This window comes from uncultured Ruminobacter sp. (genome assembly GCA_902764345.1).
In the GTDB taxonomy this organism is placed as follows: Bacteria; Pseudomonadota; Gammaproteobacteria; order Enterobacterales; family Succinivibrionaceae; genus Ruminobacter.
This window is the reverse complement of the sequence record CACWVT010000017.1, coordinates 1-26,109: the sequence shown is the minus strand read 5'-3', so window position 1 is coordinate 26,109 and position 26,109 is coordinate 1. Positions and strand designations below refer to the sequence as shown.

Below are 26,109 nucleotides of genomic sequence, written 5' to 3'. Positions count from 1 at the left end.
TAAAAAGCCGGAGGAATCAGTGAACGTTAAGCTGAAGCTTGCCGTGGCAAGCCTTAAACACAATACGGCCAGAACATTTTATATGACTGTCCTGATAGCAGTGATTTGTTTTTCTGTTTTTTCGGGGGAGACAGTTACTTCCGGACTCTGTGACGGTATGGAAAGTCTGAAAAAGAGGCTCGGTGCGGACATAGTTGTTATTCCTTCGGGAAAATCACGTCAGCAGAATTTTGAGGAAATTCTGCTTGGTGGCAAACCAGGTTTTTTTTACATGCCTAATTCCGTTGTGACTGAGATTTCACGGCTTGACGGCGCAGAAAAGGTTACGGCTCAGTTTTACCTTGCTTCACTGACTGCTGACTGCTGCTCAACAGAGTTGCAGATTATGGGGTTCGATCCGGAAAGCGATTTTATCGTTATGCCGTGGCTTTCAAAGAGTTATGCGAAAAAACTTCAGCTTGGAGAAGTTATTGCCGGAAGTGATGTTTTTGTGCCAAGAACCGGTATCATTAAAATATATAATCAGGACATGAAGGTTGTCGGAAGTATGGATAAAACCGGTACCGGACTTGATTTTACCGTGTTCACCAATACTGATACAGTCAAGCTAATGTTAAGATCCGCACAGAAGCTCGGAGTTTCTGCAACGGATGCGGATCCTGACAGAGTAGTGTCGTCAGTAATGATTAAGGTCAGGGACGGCTTTGATAAATCAGATATCGTTGACACTATAAACAGAACAATGGCGGGTGTGCAGGCCTTTGAGAACAGGGACATGGTAACGTCCTTTACCTCCAAACTGAACCATATGACGCTGATGATAAAGTCATTGGTGGGTTTCATTTGTGTTCTAGCCATGATTATGGTCGTTTTTCTTTTTTCAGTCATGATTAACGAAAGAAAGAATGAGTTTGGAATTCTTGAAATTATGGGATTTACCGTTAGAAGTCTGCTTGCAGTTGTGTTTTATGAACTCGTTTTCATCTGTATGGCTGGTTCACTGGCTGGGGTGGCCATGGCGGCAGTGTGGTCACTCAGTTTTAAATCATTTCTTGAGTCTGAGCTTGGTGTTCCGTTTCTGTTTGACTGTTCTGAATCCTTTCTGCTCCATGCCTGTGTTACGGCGGTTGCCGGAACCATACTAAGCTTACTGCTGTTACTGCCGTTTGTATTGAAGGCGCTTAGAACGCCTACTGAGGTCGTAATGAGGGAGTAGAGATGGAACTTTATCTTAGAGATGTCTGTAAGACTTACAAAGGAAAAAATGCAGGACATGATTCTACTGATTCATTCAGTATGAGAAATGTGAATTTTGATTTGCTTCCGGGAAAGGTTACGCTGGTGACGGGGTGTTCTGGAAGTGGAAAAAGTACTCTGCTGAGCATCCTCTGTGGACTGCTACGTCCAGAATCAGGAAATGTTTTTTACGGCGGTGACAGTATTTATGATCGTGGTGGAAACGATTTGGCTCTGCTTCGCAATGCAAAGTTCGGTATTGTTCCACAGAAATGTCTTCTGATGAGCAGTCTTACCGTAAGGGAAAATGTTATGTTACCTGCACTATATGCCGGAGTGGATGAGAAGAAGGCGGCAGCTAAATGCGAGGAACTGCTCTCATATCTCGGCATTTGCAGTTTGTGCGGCAGATATCCCCGTGAACTGTCAGGAGGTGAGATGCGTCGCGTGTGTATTGCAAGAGCAATGATCAATGAGCCTGAGTATATTTTTGCCGATGAGCCTACCAATGATCTTGACGAAAACGGAAAAAAAAGAGTTCTTTCTCTGCTAAGAGAGTCTGCAGGACAGGGGGCGGGGGTTCTTATTGTGAGTCACGATTCTTATGCCGTATCTTATGCTGACATAAAGTATGGTATGAACGGAGGAAGACTTTTATAAAAGCCCCCCTGAGATCTGCTTCACTTTCATACCGTGTTAATGTTTATGCGGTATAAAGCATGCCAAAACATGAACTTGATTATTATCAATAAAAAACAACCGATAACGTCTTAACAAATGTTGGGTTGTCTTCATATGGGACAGTATTCTTAATCCGTGGTAAAATTATGTAGATTATGCTGTCAAAACAGTTACGGTTACTGTTAGATACAGGATCGGCAGCTGTTTTATACTCACATTTAGGTTATTGGGATAATAATGTGAATACCATATCCAGATACATATTCAAAGACATACTAAAAACGCAGGGAGCTATTTTTGGTGTGCTCATGCTGATTTTTATGAGTCAGACGTTTATTAAATTCATCGGCAGGGCTTCAAAGGGTAACATTCCTGCCGAACTGGTTTCTCAGCTTCTGGCTCTGTCCGTGCCGACTATGGCAAATTTCATGTTGCCGCTTTCTCTGTTTCTGGCAGTCCTTTTTTCCATCGGCAGCTTCTGTTCTCAGAGCGAAATGGTTGTGATGCGTTCCGTCGGTTATTCACACCGCCGACTGCTCGGAGTGATTACGCTTCTTATAATTGTCAACATGGCAGTCAATGTCGCCTGTACCTGTTTTCTGTCTCCGTGGTGTGAGTCAAGACAGCTTGATTTGATAAACAAGGCAAAATCCGATCCTACAATGCTTGCCATAGACAGCGGTAAGTTTATTAAGCTGAACGGAAATAATGTTGTTTACATAGAAAACAATGGTACCGTTGACAAGAATTACAATGTAATGAATCAGATCTATGTGTTTTCCGGAGGAGACGCCAGCACCGCTCCTTCAGTCACAATATCCACCAGTGCAAAATCAGAATATGATGCTGACGGTCTGTTCTGGTTGACACTGCTCAGGGGAACAAGATATGAAGGTCCTGACGAAAAGGGGGAATTCAAGATCTCGTTTTTTGATGAATACAGAGCCGTTGTTCCGGAGGTGGCGTCAGGTCACGACAAAGCAAAGGTTTCTACAAAAAGTAACAGTGAACTGCTGAAGTCCGGGACTTCGGCGGATTATGCAGAAATGGAGTGGCGCATAGTTCAGCCAATAACCATATGCATACTGGTGCTTCTTGTTGTTCCTCTTTCTATGGTAAATCCGCGAAGGGGGCGTTTTGCGAAATTCCTGCCGGCAATAATAATTTACATAAGTTATTATCTGTTTGCCTTCGGTTTTAAGTCCAGTATTGCCAGAGGAAATTTCCCGGTACTTCCTGGGATTTTTCTGGTTCCTGTTATCTATCTGTTTATTTTCACCATACCGCTTAATCTGACAAATACCGAGTGGTATAACAGAATGAGAGCCGGCAGAAAAAAGCACGTTGAGGTTGTAAGGTAGTGTATAAGGTTGTTGATAAATACGTCGGTCGTACAGTGGCCGGTATGGTGGTTTTTTGTACCATCGGACTGGTATCCCTGAGTTCGCTGATTAAATTTGTGGATCAGTTGCGCAACGTGGGGCGTGGTGAGTTCGATTTCGTGTCGTGCATGCAGTATGTTCTGCTTACCGTCCCGGGGCAGATTTTAATGTTCTTTCCTTTGGGAGTGCTTCTGGGTACCGTACTGGCACTCGGTAATCTTGCCTCTACCTCAGAACTCATTGCCATGCAGGCCCTGGGTAAATCCAAAATGCGTATAGTGTGGAGTGCGTGCAAGTCAGTAATCCCTCTTATATTCGTAATTATGCTTCTGGGTGAATATGTTGTTCCTGATTCAGAGAAGAGGGCCGAAAGTCTTATTTCCGAAGCTGTATCCAACGGTCAGGTGGCGGTGACGAGCAGAGGTATCTGGTTCAGAGAGGGAAACAGCTTCATCAATATAGCTTATTTCATGTCAGACGGTGATTTACAGTCGGTTACCAGATATATTTTTAATGACTCCATTCCTAAGAAACTTGTCAGAACGGAAAGTGCAAGCAGGGGGTACTGGAAGGATGATAAGTGGAAAATGGAAGATATCAGAATTACTACCTATGCTGACGACAGGATTGTCAGGGATTTTAGGGAAAGTGACGTATGGGACATTAATCTTACACCGGCAAATGTTGAGGTTGTAGGTGTTCATGCCAATGAACTGTCAATCAGTGGTCTTCATGAATACATCAGATATGTGACCAAAAACGGTCAGAAGGCGGATCGTTACATACTGGAGCTTTACAGAAAAATCATTTCTCCGATAACCGTTCTTGTTGTTCTGTTACTGGCTTCAAGTACCATTTTCGGTCCTTTGAGAAGTTCATCCATGGGGGCGCGCATAGTTGTCGGTATTTTGGTTGGGTTCAGCTTTTATGCGGTGAATGAGATTCTGGCTCCGTTTACCATTTTTTACGGGGTTCCTCCGTTAATTGGAGCAATAAGCCCGACGCTGATAGTTCTGGCGATAGCCGTCTATCTTTTACGTAAGAATACGTAATTTTGCAGCTAAACAATACGGATAGAGAGTTTTGTCTGCCGGTAAACGTGGCTGTGTATGTTTTATCGGCAAAACAGGGCAAATTTGCAATAAAGCTTGCACAACATAAAAAATAATGTATTATAGTCTGTGACATTTGCCAGAATGGCGGAATTGGTAGACGCAGCGGATTCAAAATCCGCCGGTAGTGATATCGTGAGGGTTCAAGTCCCTCTTCTGGTACCAGTCGGTTTTTCCGAACATATCACAGATCATTGTCTTATAGTGTTATTTAGGACACTAACGCAGTTCTCAATTATTAAAAAGTCTTTCTTTTTTTTCTTACCTGTCACACGTTTTTATTTTTTCAGATGTTATTCTAGAGAATATAGCTTCATAATCCAAAACGTTATGGAGTATCTGGTAACATTTGACGTAATTATATAAAGTCAGAGTCCTGATATTTTTCAGAAAAGTAATGTCTGACACAGATGGATAATGCATAAATGCGAGCACGGGAGGTCGAATGAGTTACTGTAAAATTATTGCGGTTACTGGAGCTGCTTTTTTTCTGTTTTCAGTTCAGGCAGAAGCCAGACCATGGACAAATGAAAAATACATTACCTGCGTGGCTACGGAGATCCTGAATGGAAATCTCTTTCAGTGTGTTGATTCCAAAAATAATCAGCATCTAATCAAGATGGCAGACATAGAAGCTCCGGAGTTGGAGCAGCCTTTTGGTCCGGAAGCTAAAAAATGGCTTAAGTCAACAATCTACAATCAGAAAATCATGGTAAAGGTGAGAGGAAGTGAAAACGATTATGTCCTTGGAGAACTGTACTATCAGAAGAAGAACCTTAACCGGGAAATGATTCGTCAGGGACTTGCATGGACTGACAGAAAGAACGGTGATTCCATGTATCAGCGGTTGGAAAGGGATGCTCATTCAAACGGTATTGGACTGTGGTCTGACGTATTTGCAGAGTATCCTGCAGACTTCAGAAAAACTCATCCGAATGATATAGAACATCTGTTGAAGATGGAGCAGGATGAAAACCTTAAAATAAGTGAAAAAGCTCCGGCAGAGCACTGATTCTGCATGCTGAAACGTCCGATGGTTCTCTGGTGAATGAGGTTTTTATCGGGCATGAATATGTTTTCATAATTAGAATTGTTTCACATATTTTGGCCTTGTTGCAATTGTATAATCAGACTGCATGATTGGGAGATTACTCATATGAAAAAACTTTTTTTATCAGTTGCTCTCAGTGCCGGAGTTATGATTTGCAGTGAGGCCGGTGCTGTCACAAGTGAACTTCCTCAGGTAAAAAAATGTGAGGAGGCCATGAAGCAGGCCATGTACGAGGTGGCTGTACAGCAGTGTGAGTATGAGGCTGAAAAGGGCAGCACGGAGGCTGCAGAATATCTCGGATACATGTACCTTAAAGGCAAGGGCGTGGCCAGGGATTGGGGGCTTGCCAGAAAATATCTTGAACAGGCTGTTGACGGCGGTCTTGTTACCGCAAGCAGGTATCTTGCAATTCTGTACTGGAATGGTCTGGGAGTGGAAAGAAGCAGGGAAAAGGCAATGGAGCTGTTCAATGACTGCATGTCATATGAGATGCAGAACGGAGGGGACAGCTGTAAGGTTCAGCTGGCTCAGACTCTGAGCTTTGGAACAAATTCCGAACAGGATCATCGTTATGCGAAAGATCTCTATGCCCAGCTGTTTGAAAAGAAAGACTATCAGTACTCATTAGATCTTGCTAAAATGTACCTGGTTTTGGGACAGAATGCCGAAGCCTATAAGTATGCCGAGTTTTATATATGGTGGGCTAAAAGATACGGGGACGTGGAACAGCTGCGCCTCAGTATGAGTGATGCCACTGTTGTTAAGAACAAGGCTGTAGTTAATCTCAGTGACGTTCAGGTCAACGATGCGTACAACTGGGTGAAAAACGAGATATACAAGATTAACGAAGAACACATGCAGAAGAAATCGGGTGAGAACGTAAGTAAAGCTGACGTAAAAAAGCAGTAACTCAGCCGGTGACTGAATTACGTTTTTATGACAACAGGTAATTATTCAAGACTATCACTTGCGCCAATGCTGGACCTTACGGACCGGCATTTTCGTTATTTATGCAGAATTCTTTCCAAGAATATGCTTCTTTATACCGAGATGGTGACTACCGGAGCCATAATTTACGGTAAAGGAGACTATCTTGCCTTCAATGAGGAAGAGCACCCTGTGTCCCTGCAGCTTGGCGGTGCCAATCCAGAACATCTTGCCATATGCGCCGGAATCGGTGAGGATAGAGGATATGATGAAATAAATCTCAATGTGGGATGTCCTTCCGACAGGGTGCAGAACGGTTCTTTCGGGGCTGTGCTGATGCGTAGTCCTGATCTTGTATGTGACTGTATCAAGGCTATGAAGGATCGCGTAAGTATCCCGGTTACAGTAAAAACCCGCCTCGGTGTTGATGAACTCGATGATTATGATTATATTCATTCCTTCGTCGCAAAACTCCGGGATGCCGGAGTAGATGGTATGACCATTCATGCCAGAATGGCCTTTCTTAAAGGAATGAGTCCCAGAGAAAACAGGGATAAACCGCCCCTTAACTATGAGAGGGTTTATCAGCTGAAAAGGGATTTCCCGGATCTTCATCTGTCAATAAATGGTAATATCACTACTATTGATGATGCACTTAAACATCTGGAATACGTTGACGGAGTAATGATTGGCCGGGCAATATACCAGAATCCGTACATGCTTGTGGATGTTGACGAGCGTATTTTTAACCATAAACATTCCCGCAGAATGAGCCGTAAGGAATGTGTGAGAGCCTGTTATCCTTATATCGAGAATTATCTTTCCCAAGGAGGTGCTCTTAAGCACATATCACGCCATTTTCTGGGAATGTTCAATACCTGTCCGAACAGCAGACAGTTCAGACAGTACATGGCTCAGAATCATTACAAGGAAGGGGCTGACATAAGTGTGCTTGAGAAGGCCATGAGTTTTATTCCGGACGAAGAGAGTTCTGCAGAATAGTAGGGGTATTCCGGAAAATGCGGCTATGGGCAGTGCCAATCTGCTCTTAAGAAAAAGCTCCGTAATTTACGGAGCTTTTGGAAGGCTGATAACTGGCGTCAGCTGAAACGACTGTTGTTTTTATTTCGCAACAGGGAGCTTTCTGGTAAGGGATTCAAGTACGCTGTTTACGGCTCTGCGCTTCTGAGCTTCAGTAACCAGCGGCTTATCCGTAAGGGTGCTTGCTGCACCTGACCATATTTCTCGTCCGCTTCTGTTATCTTTGATTACGATATCGATTGAGTTGTTAACACCGTGAGAGGTGCCTCCGGTAGTAAGTCCGAGTGAGTCAAACATCAGATCGGCTTTGTCGTTGCTTTCTGATTTTGTTACAACACCATAGCTGATGGTAAGATTTGCATTACCATCGGTTTTGGTTAGTCCCTTTGCGGTAAGCTTATTGGTGAGAGTTTCCTCGATGAGCTTTTTCCACTGTGATACGTCTGTAGAGATGGCTACCAGATCCTTGTTAACCAGTTTATAGGTTAATTTTGAGTGTTCATACGGCCACTGTTCAAGATTCTGCGCTACAGTGGTTGTCTGTAAGGTTGGTTCTGATTCAGCGATCAGAAGTCCGTTGTTGTCAATTACCCCGCCGGTTGCTGCAGCCGTACCGCTACTGCTTCCGGTAGATGCACAACCGGTTATTGCAAGGTACATTACTGCAGATAATGTAAGAATTTTATAATTCATATTATTTCCTTTTTTTACTCCGAAATATGAGCTAATTTTTTCGGAGAATGTCATTATTGAACACATAATGAAAATCACTGAATTTTATACATTAAAAATATGAATGCATTATTCACCAAAGTGCAAAAGAATGATCGTGGTCAAATGTTTTTGATGGTGTTTGTAGAAAAAATGTGAATATTCGGATGACTGAGAGAGTTATGGGAACCGGATAGGTCAGAAGATGGCCTCCCCAATAGGAATCGAACCTATAACTAACCCTTAGGAGGGGTTTATTATATCCATTTAACTATGAGGAGTTGCCTGTATTATAACAGTTTGTCGTGATTATACAATCATTTAGTTAGCTTATGTTACGGAGTTTTTGACATAAATGGTTATTTATCAGGCCTTTGGCCGTAGTTCTTAACGGAGCTTGAGATTCTTACGCCTGCATTCGCTATAAGGCATTCAGGAAAATACATCGTGATAATGATTGTTTACAATTTGTGATGAATTTAAACAATCAGTGATTCCGAACGGCTATATTTGAGAGATCTGTAGAAACTTATATTGACCCCGGTATAAAAAAGTAAGGCAAGGTTATATTATTTACTAAGGAGTATATTGTTTTTACTGTGCATATTTCATTCTTGGAAAAGTTGCGGATCAGCCGTTGTCAGGTATTGGTCTGACGGGCCTGCTTAAGTCATGTGATGTGGGGCCGGGCGTGCAGCATCCGCCGTAACAGGATCAGTAATCCGGAGCCTTAATATGTCAAACACCAGGAAAAATTCACTGACATTCTATTTTAAAGTCATTACTTTACAGGTAGTCATCTTAATTATTCTGTTCGGAGCTCCGTTTGTGTATACAAACTACGAAAACAGCAGAAAAGTTGAAGCCCTGAAAAGTTCCGTATATCCGGCCGTACGTGAACTCGGCGAGGTTCGCAGTAATTTTATATATGCTTATGAAATGGCATATGGGGTTCTGCTGGGTGTTCAACAGAAGTCTACTTATGATTCTGCTAAGGAACAGCTTGACGGTATGGTGGTCGGTCTTCAAGACAAGGTTAACGAGGAGCTTAAAAATGAACTGGTTAGCTCCATCGGTGAATTCCACACAGCCGTAACCGGTGCTTTTGAGACCAAGGAAAAAAATAAGGGAAAGACTGAAGGTGGAGTGCTTTCAGCTGATGATTTTGAGAATATCCATGTGAAAGCTGAGAGCGTAACGTCTCAGATTAAATACATGATTGACGAACAGGTTGAGTATGTAGACAGAATGAATGCTCAGGGATTCATGGATAACTGGAAGGTTGCTGCAGGCATGATTCTCGTGGAGGTTTTTCTGGTATCAGTTCTGATTTACTTTCTGTCATTTGTATTCTCAGAACGCATAAATAAGTTTATTCAGGCATCAAGGGAAATGCTGAACGGTAACTTCGGCGTCAGAATTAAGGATGACAGAGATGATGAAATCTCTCTGATAGCAGAGAATATCAACAATCTCGCATCCAATCTGAGTACTCTTTCCGGAAGTATGTATGATCAGGCATCAAATCTCTCTGATGCTTCAAGTCAGCTCAAAAGTGCAAACTATAACATCAATGCATCAAGCGAGGATCTTCTGTCTCAGGTTATTACGGTCAGTGCCGCTGCCGAGGAAATGGTGGCAACGTCGGTTGATATTGCCAATAACTGCAGTCAGGCAGTAAACAATTCTGAAATGACATGTAAAGTGGCCACTGCCGGCCTTGATGTGGTACATCAGACAGTTGAAGGTATCAGGGAGCACAGCCGAAAGACCAAGAAGGATGCTGAAATTATCGTTTCCCTCAGCGAACAGACAAAAGTTATCGGCAGTGTTATTTCAACAATTCAGGATATTGCCAGTCAGACAAATCTTCTTGCCCTTAATGCGGCAATTGAGGCAGCCCGAGCCGGTGAATATGGCCGCGGTTTTGCGGTGGTAGCAGATGAGGTTCGTGCTCTTGCGGCCAGAACAGCACAGTCAACCACTGAAATCAGCGAAATGATTAATCAGGTGCAGGCAATGGCAACTCAGGCAAACGAGTCCATAATTTCCACTGTGGGGCAGATGGACAAGCTCGCAGTCCATGCCGAAGAACTGCAGAAGGTGCTCGATAACATTCTTGTGGACATTAACAATGTAAACAAACAGATTACTCTTATAGCCTCAAGCACTGAAGAACAGTCTGCAACATCTTCCGAAATGTCAAAGAATCTTCAGGACATTACCAGTCAAGTGAGAAGCATGTCTGAAAAGGTTTCTGACATCTGCATGACAACCGGAAAGATTGAGGACGCTTCAATGCAGATGGTTGAAGGAATTGAAAAATTCAGAAAACACGGGACTGATGAAAACAATGATGAATATTCTGAGAGTCCGGAATCAGAAACGGTAGCGGATGAACAGCCTGAAGATACTGAATCTTATGTATATGATGGCGATGCAGAATCCGGCAACGGTGAAAAATAATAATTAAATACACAGTAACGTATGGCATACGTCTTTCCGCCAGTGATTAAAAGTCGGGCGGCTGTGTTATTAAACTTCGGAGAAAGAATATGGCAAGTGTTTTGGATTCAGTGAATCAGTTAACGCAGATAGTCGGTCAGAACCGGCTTGAACTGTTGCTGTTTACTCTTGCCGGCAGAACTGAGAGATTCGGTGTAAACGTGTTTAAGGTGCGTGAAGTGCTTCTGTGTCCTAAGCTTACGGCAATGCCGAGACTGCATTCGGCCGTAGTGGGGGTTTCTTATATCAGAGGTCAGACAATTTCCGTAATCGACTTAAGTTATGCCATCGGCGGAAAAAGAACGGAGAACATTGACAGGTGCTATGTCATTGTGGCTGAATACAGCCGCTCGGTTCAGGGATTTCTGGTAAGCGGAGTTGAAAGAATTGTAAACATTAACTGGGACAAGGTGATGCCTCCTCCTCAGGGAATGGGAAAAAACAATTACCTGACCGCAATTACCGAAATTGATGGCGGTATAGTTGAAATACTGGATCTGGAAAAAATTCTGGATGTTATCTGTCCTAACGAAATGGAAGTCAGCAAGGAAATCATTCAGGAGTCGGTTGTTCACAATGAACGTCAGGAACAACTGGCTGTGGAAAGCGGGGCTGAACCGATAAAGCGCAAGATTCTTATTGCCGATGATTCCTCAGTGGCCAGAAAGCAGGTGGAAAAGACAGTAACATCTCTGGGTTACGAGGTGGTTAAGGCAAAGAACGGTCTTGAGGCCTATAATATTCTTAAGGAATATGCGGCAAACGGCAGACTTACAGATCAGATAGGTCTTATCGTCTCTGACATAGAAATGCCGGAAATGGACGGTTATACCTTAAGCGCCAAGATTAGAAGTGAACCTGAACTTGCTCAGATAAAGGTTATTCTGCATACGTCACTAAGCGGTGTTTTTAATCAGTCTCTGGTTAAGAAGGTTGGTGCGGACAATTTTGTGGCTAAGTATAAACCGGATGAACTGGCGAAAGCCATCAAGGATCTTATGGCTGTTTACGACAGATAGAATTAATTCATGAACGTGTTTTGCAGGAAATTATACAGCATTGTGATGTTTGGCCTGATTTATGGAAAATGAAGATCACGGGATTTCACAGAAAAATTATGCTTTGTTCTGTGATTTCCTTAAAGACAGTTGCGGGGTGGATTTAAAGGATAACAGAGCCTATCTGGTGAGCAGCAGGCTTAGTCCTTTGTTGCGTGGCTACGGATGTATGAATCTTAATGAATTCATAGAAAAAGTACTGTTTTCCGATGATACCTTTCTGAGGAAAATTGTTGTCGAAGCCATGGTTACACACGAAACCAAGTGGTTCCGCGACGGCTATCCTTTTGAGTTTCTGGTGGACACCATGATTCCCGAGATTAAGGATAAATCAAAGGAGGTAAAGATCTGGTCAGCTGGTTGCTCAATGGGGCAGGAACCATATTCCATTGCCATGGCAATACTCCGTAACAGCTGCCGGTTAAAGGGACTGCAACCAAATCAGATACGTATATTTGCCACAGATCTTTCCATGTCAGCACTTAACTTTGCACGTGAAGGTGTTTTTTGTACGACAGATCTGTCAAGAGGTCTTAGTAAGGAATACGTGGAAAGATTTTTTTCTCCGGTTGGGACATCATCGGCAGAATACAGAATCTGTGATGACGTAAAATCTCTGGTGTGTTTCAGACATCATAACCTTATAAAAACGGGAAGCCGCCCATTTATGGGAAAGTGTGATGCGATTTACTGCCGCAATGTAATGATTTATTTTGATCTGACTACGAAACTTAAGGTTCTGAATTATCTTAAAAGTTGCCTTAAAACTGACGGATATCTGCTTCTCGGAAGTTCTGAGTTTGTGCCAAAGGAAATATCAGGTATGGATATGATGCGGTACAGTAACGGCGTCGTGTACAAAAAGATCGCTTAGCGAGTCTGAGGTTAATTCCGTTGCTTGTCTGTGTGGAAAAAGGGCAGAGTCGTAGCGTCTCTGCCCTTTAAACTTAATACGTCCTGCTGTTTTTTACTTTTGGCTGTTACCGGCAGGTTTTTGGGTGGTGTTTTCGTTTTCTGTTACGGGCTGTTGTTCCTGTTTCTTAATGGTAATTCTTGCTGCCTTGTTCAGAATGTCGGTAAGATATTTTATCTGCTCTTCATCCTTTGCAATTCTTCTCATGTAGAAATATATGCTGTGTGATACGTTGGAGATTGATTCAATTTTGTTTGGATCATTATAATCTGCGGATGTAATCAGGTTTTCTTTCAGTCTTGTCGGTAAATCAATAAAATATGAAATGTATTTACCATCATCGGTGTCGCAGCCTACTGACAGTCCCAGAGAGTTTTTAGGCATGGCTTCGCACCCCTGTACTTCTGAAAGCTGTTTTACTATCTGTTCAGTTGACAGGTTCTCCGGAGGGAACGTAATGATCGTGAGAATTTCGAAGTCGCCGCACTTGTAGCGTGAAGAGACCCCGTCAGACGTATAGCTGATAAGACTGCATTCATCAGGAAGAATCACTTTCACGTCTTTTCTTTTATTTTGCTTCTGAATCTCTCTCTTACTGCTTTCTATAAAATCTCTTTCTTTCTGATTTACGGAATCGGCCTCAACGGTTGTTGCCCCAGGGGACAGAATTTTCTCCGCGGCTTCTTTATCGAAAGCCATAGCCTGTCCACTGCAGCAGAATAATAACGTGCCGAGAAGCATGGAAGTGATGAATCTGTTGTCCATAAATACATTCCTTATATGGTCCCGTATATGAATATGACGGGATAGGTATGGCTCAGATATCCCTGAGCTGTTAAATGTTTCTGCAAGTATATCATCAATTCCTTATATTGTGATTTGCTCAGTGTATTAGGTTGTGAGGTAGTATTCGCTCCGATATCCCTGATGGCTCCTAGGTATGATTTTATGTCGTAATGTCTGTCCGTAAATATCAGCCTTTCCGTGTAAATGTTTTTTCCGAAAGCCCTGTGTGCCGTTTCGGCGGTTTTTTCTGCAGATGCAAACTTCACTGTTCTGTCTGATATACCGACAGCAGCAAAAGCCTCCCTAAGTTCCGGCAAGGTTCCTTCCGTCGGCAGAGATATGGCAATGGTACAGGTGCCGTCTGCCGTCTTCAACATATTAATACGTTCAAGTACCCGTTCAACTGAGCACCACTGCATGGCCAGAGATGAGTATATGAAATCATATTTATGAGGCAGATTTAGGTTTTCCATGTCGGCCACCAGAGATTCCGTGCCGGAAATCTTTAAGTTTTTCGCCTCAGCTATCATTAAAGGTGAAAGATCTATTCCGGTAATGCTCCCGGCATACTGTTTCAGCTCCGGATAATTGATTCCTGGGCCGCATCCGAGATCAAGACATCTGTTAAATAATATTTCCGGAACCTTCAGGGAGAATCCTCTGGTCTTATGAGTCACAGCCTTCTGAAGCAGTTCAAGAGCGATTATTTTCTGAATTAAGGCATGTCCCACGTATTTTTGAGCACCATGATCAAAGTGTTTTCTTATAAGCTCTTTCATCAGCCGATTATATCCTTCAGAGTGTCGGTAAGATTTATTATATCAGTGTCGTTGTGTGCGGCCGTGACGGTGATGCGCAGTCTGGCTGTTCCCTGCGGCACTGTTGGCGGACGGATTGCGCCGCATAAGAAACCTTTGTCCGTGATCTTTCCGTTGACGGACATGAGTTCTTCATTTGCACCAATGATTACCGGCTGTATTGATGTTTCTGAATTTAAAAGTGAGGCGTTTATGTCAAGTTCACTGAATCTTTTTCTGAACAGTTCCGTCATCGCATGCAGATGGTGACGTAATTCCCTGCCTTCATTTCCTGTAATGTATTTAATAGTTTTGATTAATGCATGGGCAATAAAGGCGGGAGCCGCCGTGGAATATATGTATTCCCTTCCTGTATTGATGAGATAGTCGATAAAATCCCTGTCTGCTGCTATGAAGGCTCCGCTTAAGCCGCAGGCCTTGCTGAGTGTCCCCATGAATACGTCAATCTCCGTTCCAGAAATTCCGAGGTGCTCGGCGGTTCCGCACCCGTGTTCGCCAAGAACACCGAATCCGTGTGCGTCATCCAGAATAAGGTATGAATTATACCGTTTTTTCAGTTCCGTCAGTTTTTTCAGGTCTGAGAGATCTCCGTCCATGCTGAAAACTCCTTCCGTGAATATGAGGGAGCCGGGGTGCTTTTCAAGAATTTTTTCGGCGTGAACCATGTCATTATGTCTGAATCTCTGAAATTCCGGTGCTGAAAATACCGCATCCTGCATTGATGCGTGTACCAGTCTGTCCAGTAACAGATTTGCTTTAAGGTTTATGCCTGCCTTTATGAGTGTCTGATTTGCCGCAAAACCAGTATTGAAAAGAATTACGGCTTCTTTTCCCGTAATGTCACACAGTAATTCCTCAAGTTCGGAGTGGGCACGGGTATGTCCCGTAACAACCGCACTTGCACCGGTTCCCGCTCCGTACAGACGGATTCCTTCGTTAAGGGCCCGGGCCGTTTCGGGAGCTGCTGCAAGTCCAAGGTAGTCGTTGCCAGCAAAATTGACGTACCATCTGCCGCCCATTTTTATTCTGGATCCGGTTCTTTCATCTACTGTTAGGAGTTCTCTGAAGGCGCCGGCATCCCTGATTTTCTGAAGCTTCTCCCGAACACTGGTCGAAATGCTTAAACTGTCTGACATTTATCTGTTCTCCGGTACGGCATTATTCTTCAAGTTTGAAGCATTTATGGTCAGAATGACCGTGATGCATGGCTTTGAAAATGGCAATGCGGTCGTCGTGCGGTGTACTGCCGGAGGTGTTAAGGGTGGTTTTAATGCCGAGTTTATGCATGAGTTTCCCGTCTGAATCCATTTCGGCATTCGGAGTTGTCAGCAGTTTTCCTCCATAGAAAATAGAGTTGGCTCCTGCCATAAAACACAGAGCCTGAGCTTCCGCACTTAAGCTGCTTCTTCCTGCCGACATTCTTACGTGAGAAGTCGGCATAATGATTCTGGCTACGGCAATCATCCTGATGAAATCAATCGGATCCAGATCCTCAGAGTTTTCCAGAGGTGTTCCCTTAACCTTTACAAGAAGATTGATAGGAACTGATTCGGGATGCGGATTAAGGTTCGCCAGTGATTTCAGAAAACTGGCTCGATCCCGAAGGCTTTCCCCCATTCCCACAATACCGCCACAGCAGATTTTTATTCCTGCTCTGCGTATGTGCTCCAGTGTTTTCAGGCGATCATTGAATGTTCTGGTTGTTATGATCTGGTCATAGAATTCAGGACTGGTGTCGATATTGTGATTATAGTAGTCGAGTCCCGCTTCCTTAAGTTCCTCGGCCTGTTGCGGGGTCAGCATACCGAGTGTCATGCAGGTTTCCAGTCCCATGCCTTTTACCGTTTTAATGATTTCCTTAAGGTACGGCATGTCACTGTCTTTGGGGTTTCTCCAGGCTGCCCCCATGCAGAATCTGGTAGCTCCGCTTTGAAGTGCTTCGGCTGCTTTGGCTTTGATTATGTCCATTTCCAGAAGCTTTTCCTTCTCCACATCCGTCTTATTGTGGGCACTCTGAGGACAATATTTACAGTCTTCAGGACAGCTTCCAGTCTTTATTGACAGAAGAGAGCTTATCTGCACTTCGTTGGCTTTAAAGTTTTCTCGGTGAATCTGTTGGGCACGGAAGACCAGTTCCAGAAACGGGGTTTCAAAGAGCTTTAATATTTCTTCAACAGTCCAGTCATATCTTAATTCGGTCATATTATTTCAAGTCCAGATCAATGTGATGTAATCATTTAAATTTTCTTACAAGATAGTATACTGTAAACCAAAATTCAATATAAACACTGAACAAATGAGCAATAAATGAACAATATAGATAAAGTAAACGATAAAAAAACCGAAAATGACAGTAAATTGAGTGAATTTGACGAAAAGCATGTGTGGCACCCATATACATCACTTAGTTCTCCAATACCTACATATCACGTGGTAAGCGCAGATAAATGTCTGTTGAGACTTGACGATGGACGTGAGCTGATTGACGGTATGTCCAGCTGGTGGGCCTGCTGTCACGGTTACAGTCATCCACATCTTATTGAAGCTGTTCAGAAACAGCTTCATACACTCTCACACGTAATGTTTGCAGGAATAAGACATGACCCGGCTACAGTACTCTGCAAAAGGCTTTCTGGGATGCTTCCGAAGGGACTGAATAACATATTTCTCGCAGATAGCGGATCGGTAGCTGTGGAAGTGGCACTAAAAATGGCCATCCAGTATCAGTCAGCACGCAATCCGGGAAGAACCAGATTTCTTACGGTTAAGGGTGGATATCACGGTGATACCATGGCCGCCATGTCGGTGACGGATCCCGGCAGCGGCTTCAGTTCGGAATATCAGTGTTATATTCCCAGACAGTATTTTATTGAAAGACCGTCCATCCCTTTTCACGGAGAGTGGAAAGATTCAGCCATGCTGCCTTTGGAGAATTTCCTTAAAGAGCACCATCACGAGATTGCGGCCTTCATTCTGGAACCTGTTATGCAGGGGGCGGGAGGAATGTATTTCTACCATCCTCAGTATCTTGTCAGAGCAAGGGAAATATGCAGCAGATATGACGTAGTTATGATCTGCGATGAAATTGCCACGGGATTTGGCAGAACAGGAAGAATGTTTGCCTGTGAGCATGCAGGCATTACACCTGATATCATGACGTTGGGTAAGGGGCTTACCGGCGGCATGATGACATTAAGCGCCGTTGCCGTGACTGACAGAATTTCTGAAGGTATAAGTTTATCTCCATCGAGGGTTCTGATGCATGGTCCGACATTCATGGCTAATCCTCTGGCCTGTGCTGCCGCTAACGGAAGTCTGGATTTACTGCTTTCTGAAGATGTGTGTTCCCAAACGAGCCATATTGAAAAGGTTCTGTATGACGGACTAAGGGATCTCGTATCATGTACCGAAACGGTTAAGGAGGTAAGAGCTTTGGGAGCCTGTGGTGTGGTGGAGCTTAGGAAAAACGTTGATACGGTATCCATGCAGCGTTTTTTTGTGGATAAAGGAATATGGCTGCGTCCTTTCGGCAACATTATATATATTTATCCGCCTTTTATTATTACAGATGAACAGCTCCGGGCATGTATAAGTGCAGTAAGGGAACTTGTATTTCTGCTTAATGACGGAGTTCAGACTTCTCAAAGCTGTTTTTCTGTCTGATTCTGCGGAAGATCTTCAGCTAAAACAGAAAATCCCGGATTTCAAAACATTACAGGAAATCCGGGATTGTTTTTCGGTCAGCTATCGTCATTCTTCAGGCAGAATGACATATTTACTACTGAAGCTGAGATTCTATGTTCGCAACTATTTCAGCGAGAGGTAACTTAACCTTTTCATCGCTGGTTCTGCTTTCGTATTCAGCCATGCCGTCGGCAAGTGATTTTTCTCCGAGAATGATTGAGTGAGGAACACCGATAAGCTTCATGTCCGCAAACATTACGCCAGGACGTTCTCCTCTGTCATCAAGAATGACTTCATATCCCTTTGCGATGAGTTCCTGATAGAGTCTGTCGGCTTCCTGCTTTACGGTTTCGCTCTTGTTGTAGTTGATTGGAATAATGGCAATCTGGAACGGAGCCATGGCAGCAGGCCATACTATGCCCTTGTCGTCATGGTTCTGCTCAATGGCGGCTGCAATAACACGGGTAACACCTATGCCGTAACAGCCCATTTCCATAGGAATGTTCTGTCCTGCTTCATTAAGAACGGTACAGTTCATGGCCTGAGAGTATTTTGTGCCCAGTTCGAATACCTGACCGACTTCGATACCGTGCTTTAATACCAGGGTTCCCTTTCCGTCAGGGCTTGGGTCGCCTTCAACAACACAGCGCAGATCCTGAACTTCGTAGTTCTGAACGTCGCGATCCCAGTTTACTCCTCCAAGGTGGAAACCGTCTTCGTTGGCACCGCAGTAGAAATCACTGCATGCGTTAGCCGTTCTGTCCACAATGATGCGGCCGTTAAAGCCTACCGGACCGAGGGAGCCCGGTGCGGCACCGAATGTCTTTCTGATTTCCTCATCGGTAGCCATGGTAAGAGGCTTGGCAATGCCAGGAATCTTTTCGGCCTTTACTTCGTTCAGTTCGTGATCGCCGCGAAGAACAAGCAGAACAAGCTCTTTTTCTCCGGTCTGCTGATTAAATCCGTGAACTACAAGAGACTTGCATAAATTCTTTTCATTTACGTTTAAGAACTTGGCAACTTCTTCAATAGTCTTTGCATCAGGAGTGCTGATGCGTTCCATTTCCTTTTCCGGAGCCTTTCTTGGTTCTGATGGTGCTACGGCTTCAGCCATTTCAATGTTTGCCGCATAGTCAGATTCGGTTGAAAAGGCAATAATGTCTTCACCCGCATCAGCCAGAACCTGGAATTCGTGAGAGTGACTGCCGCCGATGGAGCCGGTATCAGCTTCAACAGGACGATAGGTCAGACCGAGTCTGTCAAAAATACGGCAGTAGGTGTTGTACATGAGTTCATAGGTTTCTCTCAGACTTTCCTTATTGAGATGGAATGAGTAGGAGTCTTTCATTACGAATTCACGGCCTCTCATTACACCGAATCTAGGTCTTACCTCATCTCTAAACTTAGTCTGAATCTGGTACAGATTGATAGGTAACTGCTTGTAGCTCTTGATTTCATAGCGGGACAGCCAGGTTACGACTTCTTCGTGGGTTGGTCCAAGAACGAAGCTGTTATCCTTACGGTCGGTAAAACGACAGAGTTCAGGACCATAATGCTCCCATCGTCCCGATTCCTGCCACAGTTCGGCCGGCTGAACTACAGGCATGTTGATTTCAAGTGCCCCGGACTTATCCATTTCCTCTCTGATGATGTTTTGAACCTTCTGCAGAACTCTCTGGCCGGTCGGTAACCAAATGTACAAACCTGAGGCTAACTGTCTGATTAAACCTGCTCTGAGCATCAGCTGATGGCTGGCGATTGATGCTTCAGCAGGAGTTTCCTTAAGAGTAGATAATAAAAATTTGCTTGTGCGCATTTTTTTTAATGTCCTGGACTAAATTAAAAATAACCTTTGGATCGGCTCCGTCACGTCTGAAAAATCCGGCAGATACCGCATCTGGTGAACGTTTTTTTCATTACGTTCCGCCGTTCGGATGGAGTCTGTAAAATCGCCGTTATTTTATCAAAAAAAAGACAGTTACTGAAAAAAATATCATCGTGAAGGCAGAGGTCAGTTCATTGATATATAAAATGTTGATTAGGTCAAAGTGTGATATATAGCAAATTTTGATAATCTGTGATAAAATTCAAGAAATTTATGCGTGATAAACTCATACTGATTGTTGCTTTTATTTTTTTAACAGCAGAATCAAAGACAGAACAAAAATGTATGAGTGCGGTAAAAATTTCAGGTGAAAAATAATGATTTTTTTGTATACATTGATTATTTTTGCTTTGTTCTTTCTTCTTGCCGGAATTGGTTATATTTTTCAGAAGAAGGTAATTAATGGTTCATGCGGCGGACTTGCCAACGTGGGTGTTGATAAGGTATGCAGCTGTGAAAAACCTTGTTTTAAGAGAAGAATTAAAAACAAGATTGCCGAATTAAGAGGTGAAAAGGGGCAGAACTGATTAGATCGTTCTGTCGTATTTGGTACGCTAGAAGACCAATGAATGAGAATGTGTAGGATGCGCATTTATGGCACTAATGAATAATTTTAAAAAATTATTATTAGAGGATGTATGAAAAACAATAATTTTATAAAAAATGTTTTATTCACTGCCGTACTGTCAGCTGCAGTTACGGGCTGTGATTTTGCCAGTGCTCCCAAGGATGAGATTCACGCTGACGGCAAAACAATGGGAACCTTTTTCAGTATTACGGTTGTCGGGGATTATCCCGGTGGTCAAAAAGGTCTGGACAGGGATGCTGAAGAAGTTCTTCATAAAATTAATAAAGACATATCTGCCTTTGACAAAGACAGCGTTCTGTCAAAGTTCAATCGTTCAAAATCAACAGAGCCTTTCCCGATAACGCAGGACATGGCTGATGTTATCATTGAAAGTCTCAGAGTAGGTAATGATCTGAACGGTGCAACCGACATCACCGTCGGACCTCTGGTTAATCTGTGGGGGTTCGGACCTAAGAAGGTTAACCGCGACGGTAATCCTCCTACACTGGAAGAAATTAATGCAGCCAAAGCCAATACCGGTCTCGATAAGATTCATGTAACCATCGGAAAGGATTCTGCATATCTCAAGAAAGATAACCCTGACATCTATATCGATCTGGCTACCGTTGGTGAAGGGTACGGTGCTGATAAGCTTGCGGAGCTTCTTGATCGCAAGGGAGTACAGAATTACATGGTGTCCGTTGCGGGGGCCATTCGAACCAAAGGTGTTAACAACCGTGGCAAGGACTGGGTTATCGCCATTGAAGATCCAAGCAATGAGCATGCGGTCGGCAGGAATGTAATCGTTCCAGTATGCACGAAGGGACAGGCGATTTCCACGGCCGGCAGTTACAGAAACTTTATTGCCGGCAAGGACGGAAAGACTTTTTCTCACATAATCGATCCTACCACCGGAAGACCTGTTGACCATAAAACGGTTTCGGTTACCGTTGTAGGTCCTTCCGCACTGTGGACGGATGCCATTGACACCGGTCTTATGGTGAAGGGGGGAGAAGCAGCTCTTAAGTATGCAAATGAACGCAATATTGCCATATATGTTGTAACCAGAAACGCTAATGACGACGGATTTGAAACACATTACAGCCGTGCGATGCACAGATATCTGGAATGTGAATAATCGATCATTGCATAAGGTTTGAATTCAGAGAAGAGGCGGGAAGATGTTTCCGCTTCTTTTTTTTCATACATTGCCATTTCAACGAGACTGCTGATGACAATGTCCGAATATTCTGTAAAAAAGGGAGAAAGCGTGATACTTTCTCCCTTTCCGTAAGTAACAGTCGTACCGTTGGTACGATATGTAATAAATTACTTCTGTTCTTCGTAGCGCTTGATTGAAGCTTCGATTTCCTTGATTGCGGCAGCCTTGTTGTCCCAACCGTCTACGCGAACCCACTTACCAGCTTCGAGTTCCTTGTAGTGTTCGAAGAAGTGCTTGATCTGACCCTTGAGTAATTCAGGAAGATCGTCAACATCCTTGATGTTTTCGTAGAGCTTGGTGAGCTTGCTGTGTGGAACTGCAATGATCTTGGTGTCTTCACCTGATTCATCGGTCATCTTGAGCATAGCTACTGGACGGCAACGGATTACTGAACCAGGGAGTAACGGATATGGGGTTGGAATTAAAACGTCGATAGGATCGCCGTCAAGAGAAAGAGAGTGGTTGATGAAACCGTAGTTGCATGGGTAGAACATAGGAGTTGCCATGAAACGATCTACGAAAACAGCACCGGAAGCCTTGTCTACTTCGTACTTGATTGGGTCTGCGTTCTGAGGAATTTCAATAATTGCATAAAGATCTTCAGGTAATTCCTTGCCTGCTGGAATGTTGTCTAAAATCATGATTAAGTTCCTTAGATAGATTATTAAAAATTGGCAATATTATATTAGATATTGCAAGCTTTTTCACTATCTTTGTGATTGTGAATAAGGGAAAGGTTCTGAATCAGGACTTTTGAATCCATGGTGGTGTGGCGTTATCCGGAATGAAAAAAACAATGGCCGGTAACAGTATACCGGCCATCATTTTATGATGTCATAAAAATTTTCGACTATTGGTCGGAAAACAATTATTCATTCATAATCCAGTTTGCGAAAGCGTTAACGTCTTCTTCGGTAACCTTGTCGTTAGCGTAGAATACAACCATGTCGTTACCGCTGATGATTACGGCATAGTTTAAAGACTGACCTTCAATGGTGCATTCTGAAGCTTCTGCAAAGTTATCATCGCCTTCAACGCCGCCCTTACAACCGAGCTGAGAAGCTGCTTCTTCAGCTACAGCCTTAGCAGATACGGTTTCAGGGTTGGTCTGAGCCATAATGCTGAAACTTGCACCAGTGGCATTGTTTACAAAAACTCTCTGATTTTCGGCATTGGTTTCAACTTCTTCATAGCCGGCAGGAATACCTGCAAAAGCAACAGAAGAAAGTAATAATGCGCAAGCAGCAATTAATTTTTTCATTTTAAATCCTAATTATAAAATATCACAATAACTGTCAGTATCATCCTCACCATCTCCGACGGTGAAAGCAGGTGATGGTAACGTGGTTTTTAGAATAAAAAATTCTGAAAAACCGAATATTCCGATTCAGTGAAGTATCAGAACTGAAGATACTGACCATCCTGCATTGGGGATTATGATTATCTGATGTGTAAAAGTCTATTTGTTATGTTTATTTGTATGATGTCGCTCTAGAAAATATTTGTTTCCTTGTTAAGGTTGTTATTGTTCATACTGCCTAACCGACAGGTTACTGGAGATTTTGAGCACGGTTCGGACTTAAAAAGTTAGGCTTTGAATTCTGTTGTGCTATATTATGCCTGTTAAATTCTATTGTTTACGGAACAGCGTAAAGCTGATGATGAACGGCATCGTAATATCATATGCCGGGAACCTACGGGAGGAGGATCAGAATGCATGTTCATATTTTAGGTATATGCGGAACCTTTATGGGAGGAATTGCCGTTATTGCCAAACAGTTGGGGTATAAGGTTACCGGTTCGGATGCGAATGTATATCCTCCGATGAGTACCATGCTGATGGAGCAGGGAATTGAAATAATGGAAGGATACGGAGCCGAACAGCTGCAACCGGCTCCTGACTTGATCATTGTGGGGAATGCAATGAAGCGAGGCATTCCTTGTGTTGAATACATGCTTAATGAGGGACTCCCTTATATTTCCGGGCCTCAGTGGCTGGAAAATTACGTGCTCAATTCCAAAAAGGTAATAGGTGTGGCAGGAACTCACGGAAAAACTTCCACCTCAAGCATGGTTGCCTGGATTCTTGAACATGCCGGGCTTAATCCGGGATTTCTTATAGGCGGTGTTACCGGTAATTTCGGGATATCCGCAAGAATCACCGAATCTCCTTATTTTGTGATTGAATCAGATGAATATGACTGTGCTTTCTTTGATAAACGCTCTAAGTTTGTTCATTACAGACCATTTGTACAGATTCTAAATAATCTGGAATATGATCATGCTGATATTTTTGAAAATATTGATGCCATAAAGAAACAGTTCCATCATCTGGTCAGAATCATTCCTGGAAAAGGCGAGGTCGTTGCGCCTTACGGGGATAAGGCAATTGATGACGTTCTTAAGATGGGGTGCTGGTCAAATCTGGTATACACCGGAGGAGAAGGTGCAGGTTTAACATACAGACTGTTAAAGGATGACGGCAGTTCGTTTGATGTGGTTGATGCCGACGGCTGCATCGTGGGAACCGTAAACTGGGAATCCATAGGCCTGCATAATGTTCTTAATGCATTAATGGCCATTGAGGCTTCCGCTTACGTGGGGGTTTCACGCAAAACGGCTGTGGAGGCACTGTGTGACTTTAAGATGCCAAAGCGTCGCATGGAGCTCAAGGGGACCGTCAACAACATTGAGGTCTATGATGATTTTGCTCATCATCCTACGGCAATAAGAACCACTCTTGACGGATTAAGAAAAAAGGTTGGAAAGGATAGGCACATAATAGCCGTATTTGAGCCGCGTTCAAATACCATGAAGATGGGTGTGAACCATGAGCAGCTTACTGAATCGCTTGCTATTGCAGATGAGATTTTCATGTATGCTCCGGACGGGCTGAAGTGGAATACTGACGAGCTTGCTGACGGAGATAAATTCAGAGTATGTCATGATTTTGAGACCATGGTGGGTGATATTATCAGAACCGCTAAACCAGGTAATGTGATTCTTGTAATGAGCAACGGCGGTTTCAACGGCATTCAGAAAAAACTGCTTGACGGTCTGTCAGGTTAGTGACATTCAACGGTTCGTTACCTGTAACATCCGATTTTATCCGGTGACGAACTTTGTCATAACAAATAAAAGGTGCGAGCACTTGCAGTGTGCCGCCCCTTTTGTGTTGTTATGTACGGCTCCGTCTTATGTAATGAGCCTGTACCGTACTTATCTGGTGTGACTGTGTTCGTGACAGTTGCAGTGACAGTTTTCCAGAGCCTTTTTCTTGGCGTTAAGATATTCGATTTCAGCCTTGGCTTTTTCACAGGCATTTGTTTCTGCGGGGGTATTGCAGGTACGACAGTCTGCACTTGGACTGCATCTTGCCATTGCCTGATTGAACCAGCACATATTTAACAGCACTGCAGCTACAAACAGAAATTTTTTCATGATAGTTCTCCCAAAACTTTATTAAAAAATCTGTATTCTGAATGTAATCTACAACTTTTAGGGAGTGGATGCAAGACATGTTACAAAATGTAAAAAAATAGTAAACTTTTTACAATTTTCGTTGTGAATTGAAGGTAAACGTGAGCGACGGTACCGAATTTAATGGTCTTTATACCGAAATGCCTCAGGTTAGCGGCGGCACCTCCACCGGAACCATTACGGTAAACGGAGACAGTCACGTATACAGTCTTGTCAGATAGAACCTGAGAGCCCCGGCAGGCTGATTCCCGGAGACATACGGTTATGAAGATCTCTTAAATCAGGACCCAATGTCATTCCGCATGAGAAAATCTGTTCAAGTTTGGGCGTGAATGTCATAACCTGAACGGAAAACCAATGCCTGTCTGTTTTTAAGCCGGAAACTAAGGCTCATTATTTGAGCTTACTCGCAAATATCTGTGTTTAAGTAAATTAAACGCGAAAATTCCCTTTTTTTTAATTACAATTACTTCTACATGCGTATGCCGATCCGAACATCCGGTTTATATGATGTTCAGAGTCAGTGTTAGAATTCAATAAGCCGTATAAGCTACAATAATTAAAACGCAGTATTCATAATAAAAGTCAAAGTTCAGGATAAATTTGTAATCACAGTAACCAGATAACCCAGACTGAGGATTATAAATTTTATGTGTGGTCTTAAAAATATTCAGAAGACTCTTCTTGCCGTTTTGATTTCCGCCTCTCTGTCCGTCTCTCTGTCTGCCTGTAACGGCAGTTCTGATTCCGCCGGAAGTACCGCTCAGGTTTCAGGTTCAGACAACGGGACAGATGATTCCGATACCTCCGTTCCCGGAGATTCATCCGATGATGAAGAGCTTAGTTCGTACGGAAGTGCGGCCGAAAAGGCTGATTTGTTTTCGTCATACACCGGAAGTATAGGTGAAAACATTCAGGATCCGTTATTTCCGGTGTATTCGGAAAGTGTGTATATTACTCGAGATTCCCACTTGTTTTAAAGTGAAAATAACAACATAACCCATATCCTAGGCGGTTTGGGTGTTTTTTAAAAACATGTATTGATTTTT

General features: G+C 43.3%; 24 protein-coding genes and 2 tRNA genes. 16 read left to right on the top strand and 10 right to left on the bottom strand.

The window, feature by feature from the left end; translation table 11 throughout:
• Nucleotides 1–19: 19 nt before the first annotated feature.
• The 8 genes from QZU58_RS04765 (at nt 20) to dusA (ending at nt 7,391) form a co-directional block, all read left to right on the top strand.
• A complete protein-coding gene (locus QZU58_RS04765) occupies nt 20–1,216 on the top strand; it encodes an ABC transporter permease (RefSeq protein ID WP_294495419.1) in 1,197 nt (398 codons plus the stop codon).
• A gap of 2 nt (nt 1,217–1,218) precedes the next feature.
• Entirely contained in the window at nt 1,219–1,896 is a 678-nt protein-coding gene (locus tag QZU58_RS04760; RefSeq protein ID WP_294463195.1) for an ATP-binding cassette domain-containing protein, read from the top strand.
• 260 nt (nt 1,897–2,156) lie between these two features.
• The gene (gene lptF, locus QZU58_RS04755) at nt 2,157–3,278 is read left to right on the top strand and encodes an LPS export ABC transporter permease LptF (RefSeq protein WP_294463193.1); all 1,122 of its coding nucleotides are present in this window, start codon (nt 2,157–2,159) and stop codon (nt 3,276–3,278) included.
• The gene (gene lptG, locus QZU58_RS04750) at nt 3,278–4,351 is read left to right on the top strand and encodes an LPS export ABC transporter permease LptG (RefSeq protein ID WP_294495416.1); all 1,074 of its coding nucleotides are present in this window, start codon (nt 3,278–3,280) and stop codon (nt 4,349–4,351) included. The genes lptF and lptG overlap by 1 nt, the downstream gene beginning before the upstream one ends.
• 138 nt (nt 4,352–4,489) lie before the next feature.
• Nucleotides 4,490–4,576: transfer RNA gene (locus tag QZU58_RS04745), tRNA-Leu, on the top strand.
• A 280-nt stretch (nt 4,577–4,856) separates the two neighbouring features.
• Nucleotides 4,857–5,423: a thermonuclease family protein gene (locus QZU58_RS04740; protein ID WP_294463188.1), complete on the top strand. Its 567-nt coding sequence runs from the start codon at nt 4,857–4,859 to the stop codon at nt 5,421–5,423.
• A 144-nt stretch (nt 5,424–5,567) separates the two neighbouring features.
• Complete coding sequence (locus QZU58_RS04735) at nt 5,568–6,371, top strand: tetratricopeptide repeat protein (protein WP_294463186.1); 804 nt, start codon at nt 5,568–5,570, stop codon at nt 6,369–6,371.
• A gap of 27 nt (nt 6,372–6,398) precedes the next feature.
• Nucleotides 6,399–7,391 carry a tRNA dihydrouridine(20/20a) synthase DusA gene (gene dusA / locus QZU58_RS04730; RefSeq protein ID WP_294495414.1) on the top strand — a complete coding sequence of 331 codons (993 nt, stop codon included), beginning with the start codon at nt 6,399–6,401 and terminating at the stop codon, nt 7,389–7,391.
• Nucleotides 7,392–7,511: 120 nt separating this feature from the next.
• Here the strand turns inward: dusA and QZU58_RS04725 are convergent, their stop codons facing one another.
• Both QZU58_RS04725 and QZU58_RS04720 read right to left on the bottom strand, forming a co-directional pair.
• Nucleotides 7,512–8,123 carry a DUF4136 domain-containing protein gene (locus tag QZU58_RS04725; protein ID WP_294495412.1) on the bottom strand — a complete coding sequence of 204 codons (612 nt, stop codon included), beginning with the start codon at nt 8,121–8,123 and terminating at the stop codon, nt 7,512–7,514.
• Between the two features lie 224 nt (nt 8,124–8,347).
• Nucleotides 8,348–8,422: transfer RNA gene (locus QZU58_RS04720), tRNA-Arg, on the bottom strand.
• 454 nt (nt 8,423–8,876) lie between these two features.
• On the opposite strand from QZU58_RS04720, the gene QZU58_RS04715 reads away from it, so the two are divergent.
• The 3 genes from QZU58_RS04715 to QZU58_RS04705 all read left to right on the top strand — a co-directional run bounded on the left by QZU58_RS04715 (nt 8,877) and on the right by QZU58_RS04705 (nt 12,578).
• Nucleotides 8,877–10,607: a methyl-accepting chemotaxis protein gene (locus QZU58_RS04715; RefSeq protein WP_294495410.1), complete on the top strand. Its 1,731-nt coding sequence runs from the start codon at nt 8,877–8,879 to the stop codon at nt 10,605–10,607.
• An 89-nt stretch (nt 10,608–10,696) separates the two neighbouring features.
• Nucleotides 10,697–11,665: a chemotaxis protein CheV gene (locus tag QZU58_RS04710; protein WP_294495409.1), complete on the top strand. Its 969-nt coding sequence runs from the start codon at nt 10,697–10,699 to the stop codon at nt 11,663–11,665.
• A 61-nt stretch (nt 11,666–11,726) separates the two neighbouring features.
• Complete coding sequence (locus QZU58_RS04705) at nt 11,727–12,578, top strand: protein-glutamate O-methyltransferase CheR (RefSeq protein WP_294495407.1); 852 nt, start codon at nt 11,727–11,729, stop codon at nt 12,576–12,578.
• A gap of 93 nt (nt 12,579–12,671) precedes the next feature.
• Here the strand turns inward: QZU58_RS04705 and QZU58_RS04700 are convergent, their stop codons facing one another.
• From QZU58_RS04700 to bioB, 4 genes are read right to left on the bottom strand one after another with little or no spacing between them, the layout of a single operon-like run.
• Nucleotides 12,672–13,382 (bottom strand): hypothetical protein, encoded by a 711-nt coding sequence (locus QZU58_RS04700; RefSeq protein ID WP_294495405.1) that lies wholly within the window; start codon nt 13,380–13,382, stop codon nt 12,672–12,674.
• A gap of 11 nt (nt 13,383–13,393) precedes the next feature.
• Entirely contained in the window at nt 13,394–14,182 is a 789-nt protein-coding gene (locus QZU58_RS04695; RefSeq protein ID WP_294495403.1) for a methyltransferase domain-containing protein, read from the bottom strand.
• Entirely contained in the window at nt 14,182–15,357 is a 1,176-nt protein-coding gene (locus QZU58_RS04690; protein ID WP_294495402.1) for an 8-amino-7-oxononanoate synthase, read from the bottom strand. The genes QZU58_RS04695 and QZU58_RS04690 overlap by 1 nt, the downstream gene beginning before the upstream one ends.
• A 22-nt stretch (nt 15,358–15,379) precedes the next feature.
• On the bottom strand, nt 15,380–16,423 hold the full coding sequence (bioB, locus tag QZU58_RS04685; RefSeq protein ID WP_294495401.1) for a biotin synthase BioB: 1,044 nt from the start codon (nt 16,421–16,423) through the stop codon (nt 15,380–15,382).
• A 105-nt stretch (nt 16,424–16,528) separates the two neighbouring features.
• On the opposite strand from bioB, the gene bioA reads away from it, so the two are divergent.
• The gene (gene bioA / locus QZU58_RS04680; RefSeq protein WP_294495399.1) at nt 16,529–17,884 is read left to right on the top strand and encodes an adenosylmethionine--8-amino-7-oxononanoate transaminase; all 1,356 of its coding nucleotides are present in this window, start codon (nt 16,529–16,531) and stop codon (nt 17,882–17,884) included.
• A 115-nt stretch (nt 17,885–17,999) separates the two neighbouring features.
• On the opposite strand, the gene QZU58_RS04675 is transcribed toward bioA, so the two are convergent.
• Nucleotides 18,000–19,721 (bottom strand): proline--tRNA ligase, encoded by a 1,722-nt coding sequence (locus QZU58_RS04675; RefSeq protein WP_294495397.1) that lies wholly within the window; start codon nt 19,719–19,721, stop codon nt 18,000–18,002.
• A 386-nt stretch (nt 19,722–20,107) separates the two neighbouring features.
• Here QZU58_RS04675 and nqrM point away from each other — a divergent pair, with 386 nt between their 5' ends.
• Complete coding sequence (nqrM, locus tag QZU58_RS04670; RefSeq protein WP_294460989.1) at nt 20,108–20,317, top strand: (Na+)-NQR maturation NqrM; 210 nt, start codon at nt 20,108–20,110, stop codon at nt 20,315–20,317.
• Nucleotides 20,318–20,428: 111 nt separating this feature from the next.
• Complete coding sequence (locus QZU58_RS04665) at nt 20,429–21,496, top strand: FAD:protein FMN transferase (RefSeq protein WP_294460987.1); 1,068 nt, start codon at nt 20,429–20,431, stop codon at nt 21,494–21,496.
• A gap of 191 nt (nt 21,497–21,687) precedes the next feature.
• Here QZU58_RS04665 and ppa read toward each other — a convergent pair whose 3' ends face one another.
• Nucleotides 21,688–22,221 carry an inorganic diphosphatase gene (gene ppa, locus QZU58_RS04660; protein ID WP_294495396.1) on the bottom strand — a complete coding sequence of 178 codons (534 nt, stop codon included), beginning with the start codon at nt 22,219–22,221 and terminating at the stop codon, nt 21,688–21,690.
• 227 nt (nt 22,222–22,448) lie between these two features.
• Entirely contained in the window at nt 22,449–22,841 is a 393-nt protein-coding gene (locus QZU58_RS04655; protein WP_294462910.1) for a hypothetical protein, read from the bottom strand.
• Between the two features lie 452 nt (nt 22,842–23,293).
• Here QZU58_RS04655 and mpl point away from each other — a divergent pair, with 452 nt between their 5' ends.
• Nucleotides 23,294–24,649, top strand: coding sequence for a UDP-N-acetylmuramate:L-alanyl-gamma-D-glutamyl-meso-diaminopimelate ligase (mpl, locus tag QZU58_RS04650; protein WP_294462908.1), 1,356 nt, complete (start codon nt 23,294–23,296; stop codon nt 24,647–24,649).
• A 150-nt stretch (nt 24,650–24,799) separates the two neighbouring features.
• Here mpl and QZU58_RS04645 read toward each other — a convergent pair whose 3' ends face one another.
• On the bottom strand, nt 24,800–25,021 hold the full coding sequence (locus QZU58_RS04645) for a hypothetical protein (RefSeq protein ID WP_294462904.1): 222 nt from the start codon (nt 25,019–25,021) through the stop codon (nt 24,800–24,802).
• 689 nt (nt 25,022–25,710) lie between these two features.
• Between QZU58_RS04645 and QZU58_RS04640 the strand changes: the two genes are divergently transcribed.
• Entirely contained in the window at nt 25,711–26,040 is a 330-nt protein-coding gene (locus QZU58_RS04640; protein WP_294495395.1) for a hypothetical protein, read from the top strand.
• The last annotated feature ends 69 nt before the right edge of the window (nt 26,041–26,109 follow it).

Bases quoted from the DNA above. Each gene is read 5' to 3' on its own strand.
- QZU58_RS04725 (WP_294495412.1), bottom strand. From the start codon at position 8,123: ATGAATTATAAAATTCTTACATTATCTGCAGTAATGTACCTTGCAATA.
- QZU58_RS04665 (WP_294460987.1), top strand. From the start codon at position 20,429: ATGAAAAACAATAATTTTATAAAAAATGTTTTATTCACTGCCGTACTG.
- QZU58_RS04735 (WP_294463186.1), top strand. From the start codon at position 5,568: ATGAAAAAACTTTTTTTATCAGTTGCTCTCAGTGCCGGAGTTATGATT.
- QZU58_RS04690 (WP_294495402.1), bottom strand. From the start codon at position 15,357: ATGTCAGACAGTTTAAGCATTTCGACCAGTGTTCGGGAGAAGCTTCAG.
- mpl (WP_294462908.1), top strand. From the start codon at position 23,294: ATGCATGTTCATATTTTAGGTATATGCGGAACCTTTATGGGAGGAATT.
- QZU58_RS04760 (WP_294463195.1), top strand. From the start codon at position 1,219: ATGGAACTTTATCTTAGAGATGTCTGTAAGACTTACAAAGGAAAAAAT.
- QZU58_RS04705 (WP_294495407.1), top strand. From the start codon at position 11,727: ATGGAAAATGAAGATCACGGGATTTCACAGAAAAATTATGCTTTGTTC.
- QZU58_RS04695 (WP_294495403.1), bottom strand. From the start codon at position 14,182: ATGAAAGAGCTTATAAGAAAACACTTTGATCATGGTGCTCAAAAATAC.
- bioA (WP_294495399.1), top strand. From the start codon at position 16,529: ATGAACAATATAGATAAAGTAAACGATAAAAAAACCGAAAATGACAGT.
- QZU58_RS04710 (WP_294495409.1), top strand. From the start codon at position 10,697: ATGGCAAGTGTTTTGGATTCAGTGAATCAGTTAACGCAGATAGTCGGT.
- ppa (WP_294495396.1), bottom strand. From the start codon at position 22,221: ATGATTTTAGACAACATTCCAGCAGGCAAGGAATTACCTGAAGATCTT.
- QZU58_RS04655 (WP_294462910.1), bottom strand. From the start codon at position 22,841: ATGAAAAAATTAATTGCTGCTTGCGCATTATTACTTTCTTCTGTTGCT.
- QZU58_RS04645 (WP_294462904.1), bottom strand. From the start codon at position 25,021: ATGAAAAAATTTCTGTTTGTAGCTGCAGTGCTGTTAAATATGTGCTGG.
- nqrM (WP_294460989.1), top strand. From the start codon at position 20,108: ATGATTTTTTTGTATACATTGATTATTTTTGCTTTGTTCTTTCTTCTT.
- QZU58_RS04700 (WP_294495405.1), bottom strand. From the start codon at position 13,382: ATGGACAACAGATTCATCACTTCCATGCTTCTCGGCACGTTATTATTC.
- bioB (WP_294495401.1), bottom strand. From the start codon at position 16,423: ATGACCGAATTAAGATATGACTGGACTGTTGAAGAAATATTAAAGCTC.
- QZU58_RS04640 (WP_294495395.1), top strand. From the start codon at position 25,711: ATGTGTGGTCTTAAAAATATTCAGAAGACTCTTCTTGCCGTTTTGATT.
- QZU58_RS04740 (WP_294463188.1), top strand. From the start codon at position 4,857: ATGAGTTACTGTAAAATTATTGCGGTTACTGGAGCTGCTTTTTTTCTG.
- QZU58_RS04715 (WP_294495410.1), top strand. From the start codon at position 8,877: ATGTCAAACACCAGGAAAAATTCACTGACATTCTATTTTAAAGTCATT.
- dusA (WP_294495414.1), top strand. From the start codon at position 6,399: ATGACAACAGGTAATTATTCAAGACTATCACTTGCGCCAATGCTGGAC.
- QZU58_RS04675 (WP_294495397.1), bottom strand. From the start codon at position 19,721: ATGCGCACAAGCAAATTTTTATTATCTACTCTTAAGGAAACTCCTGCT.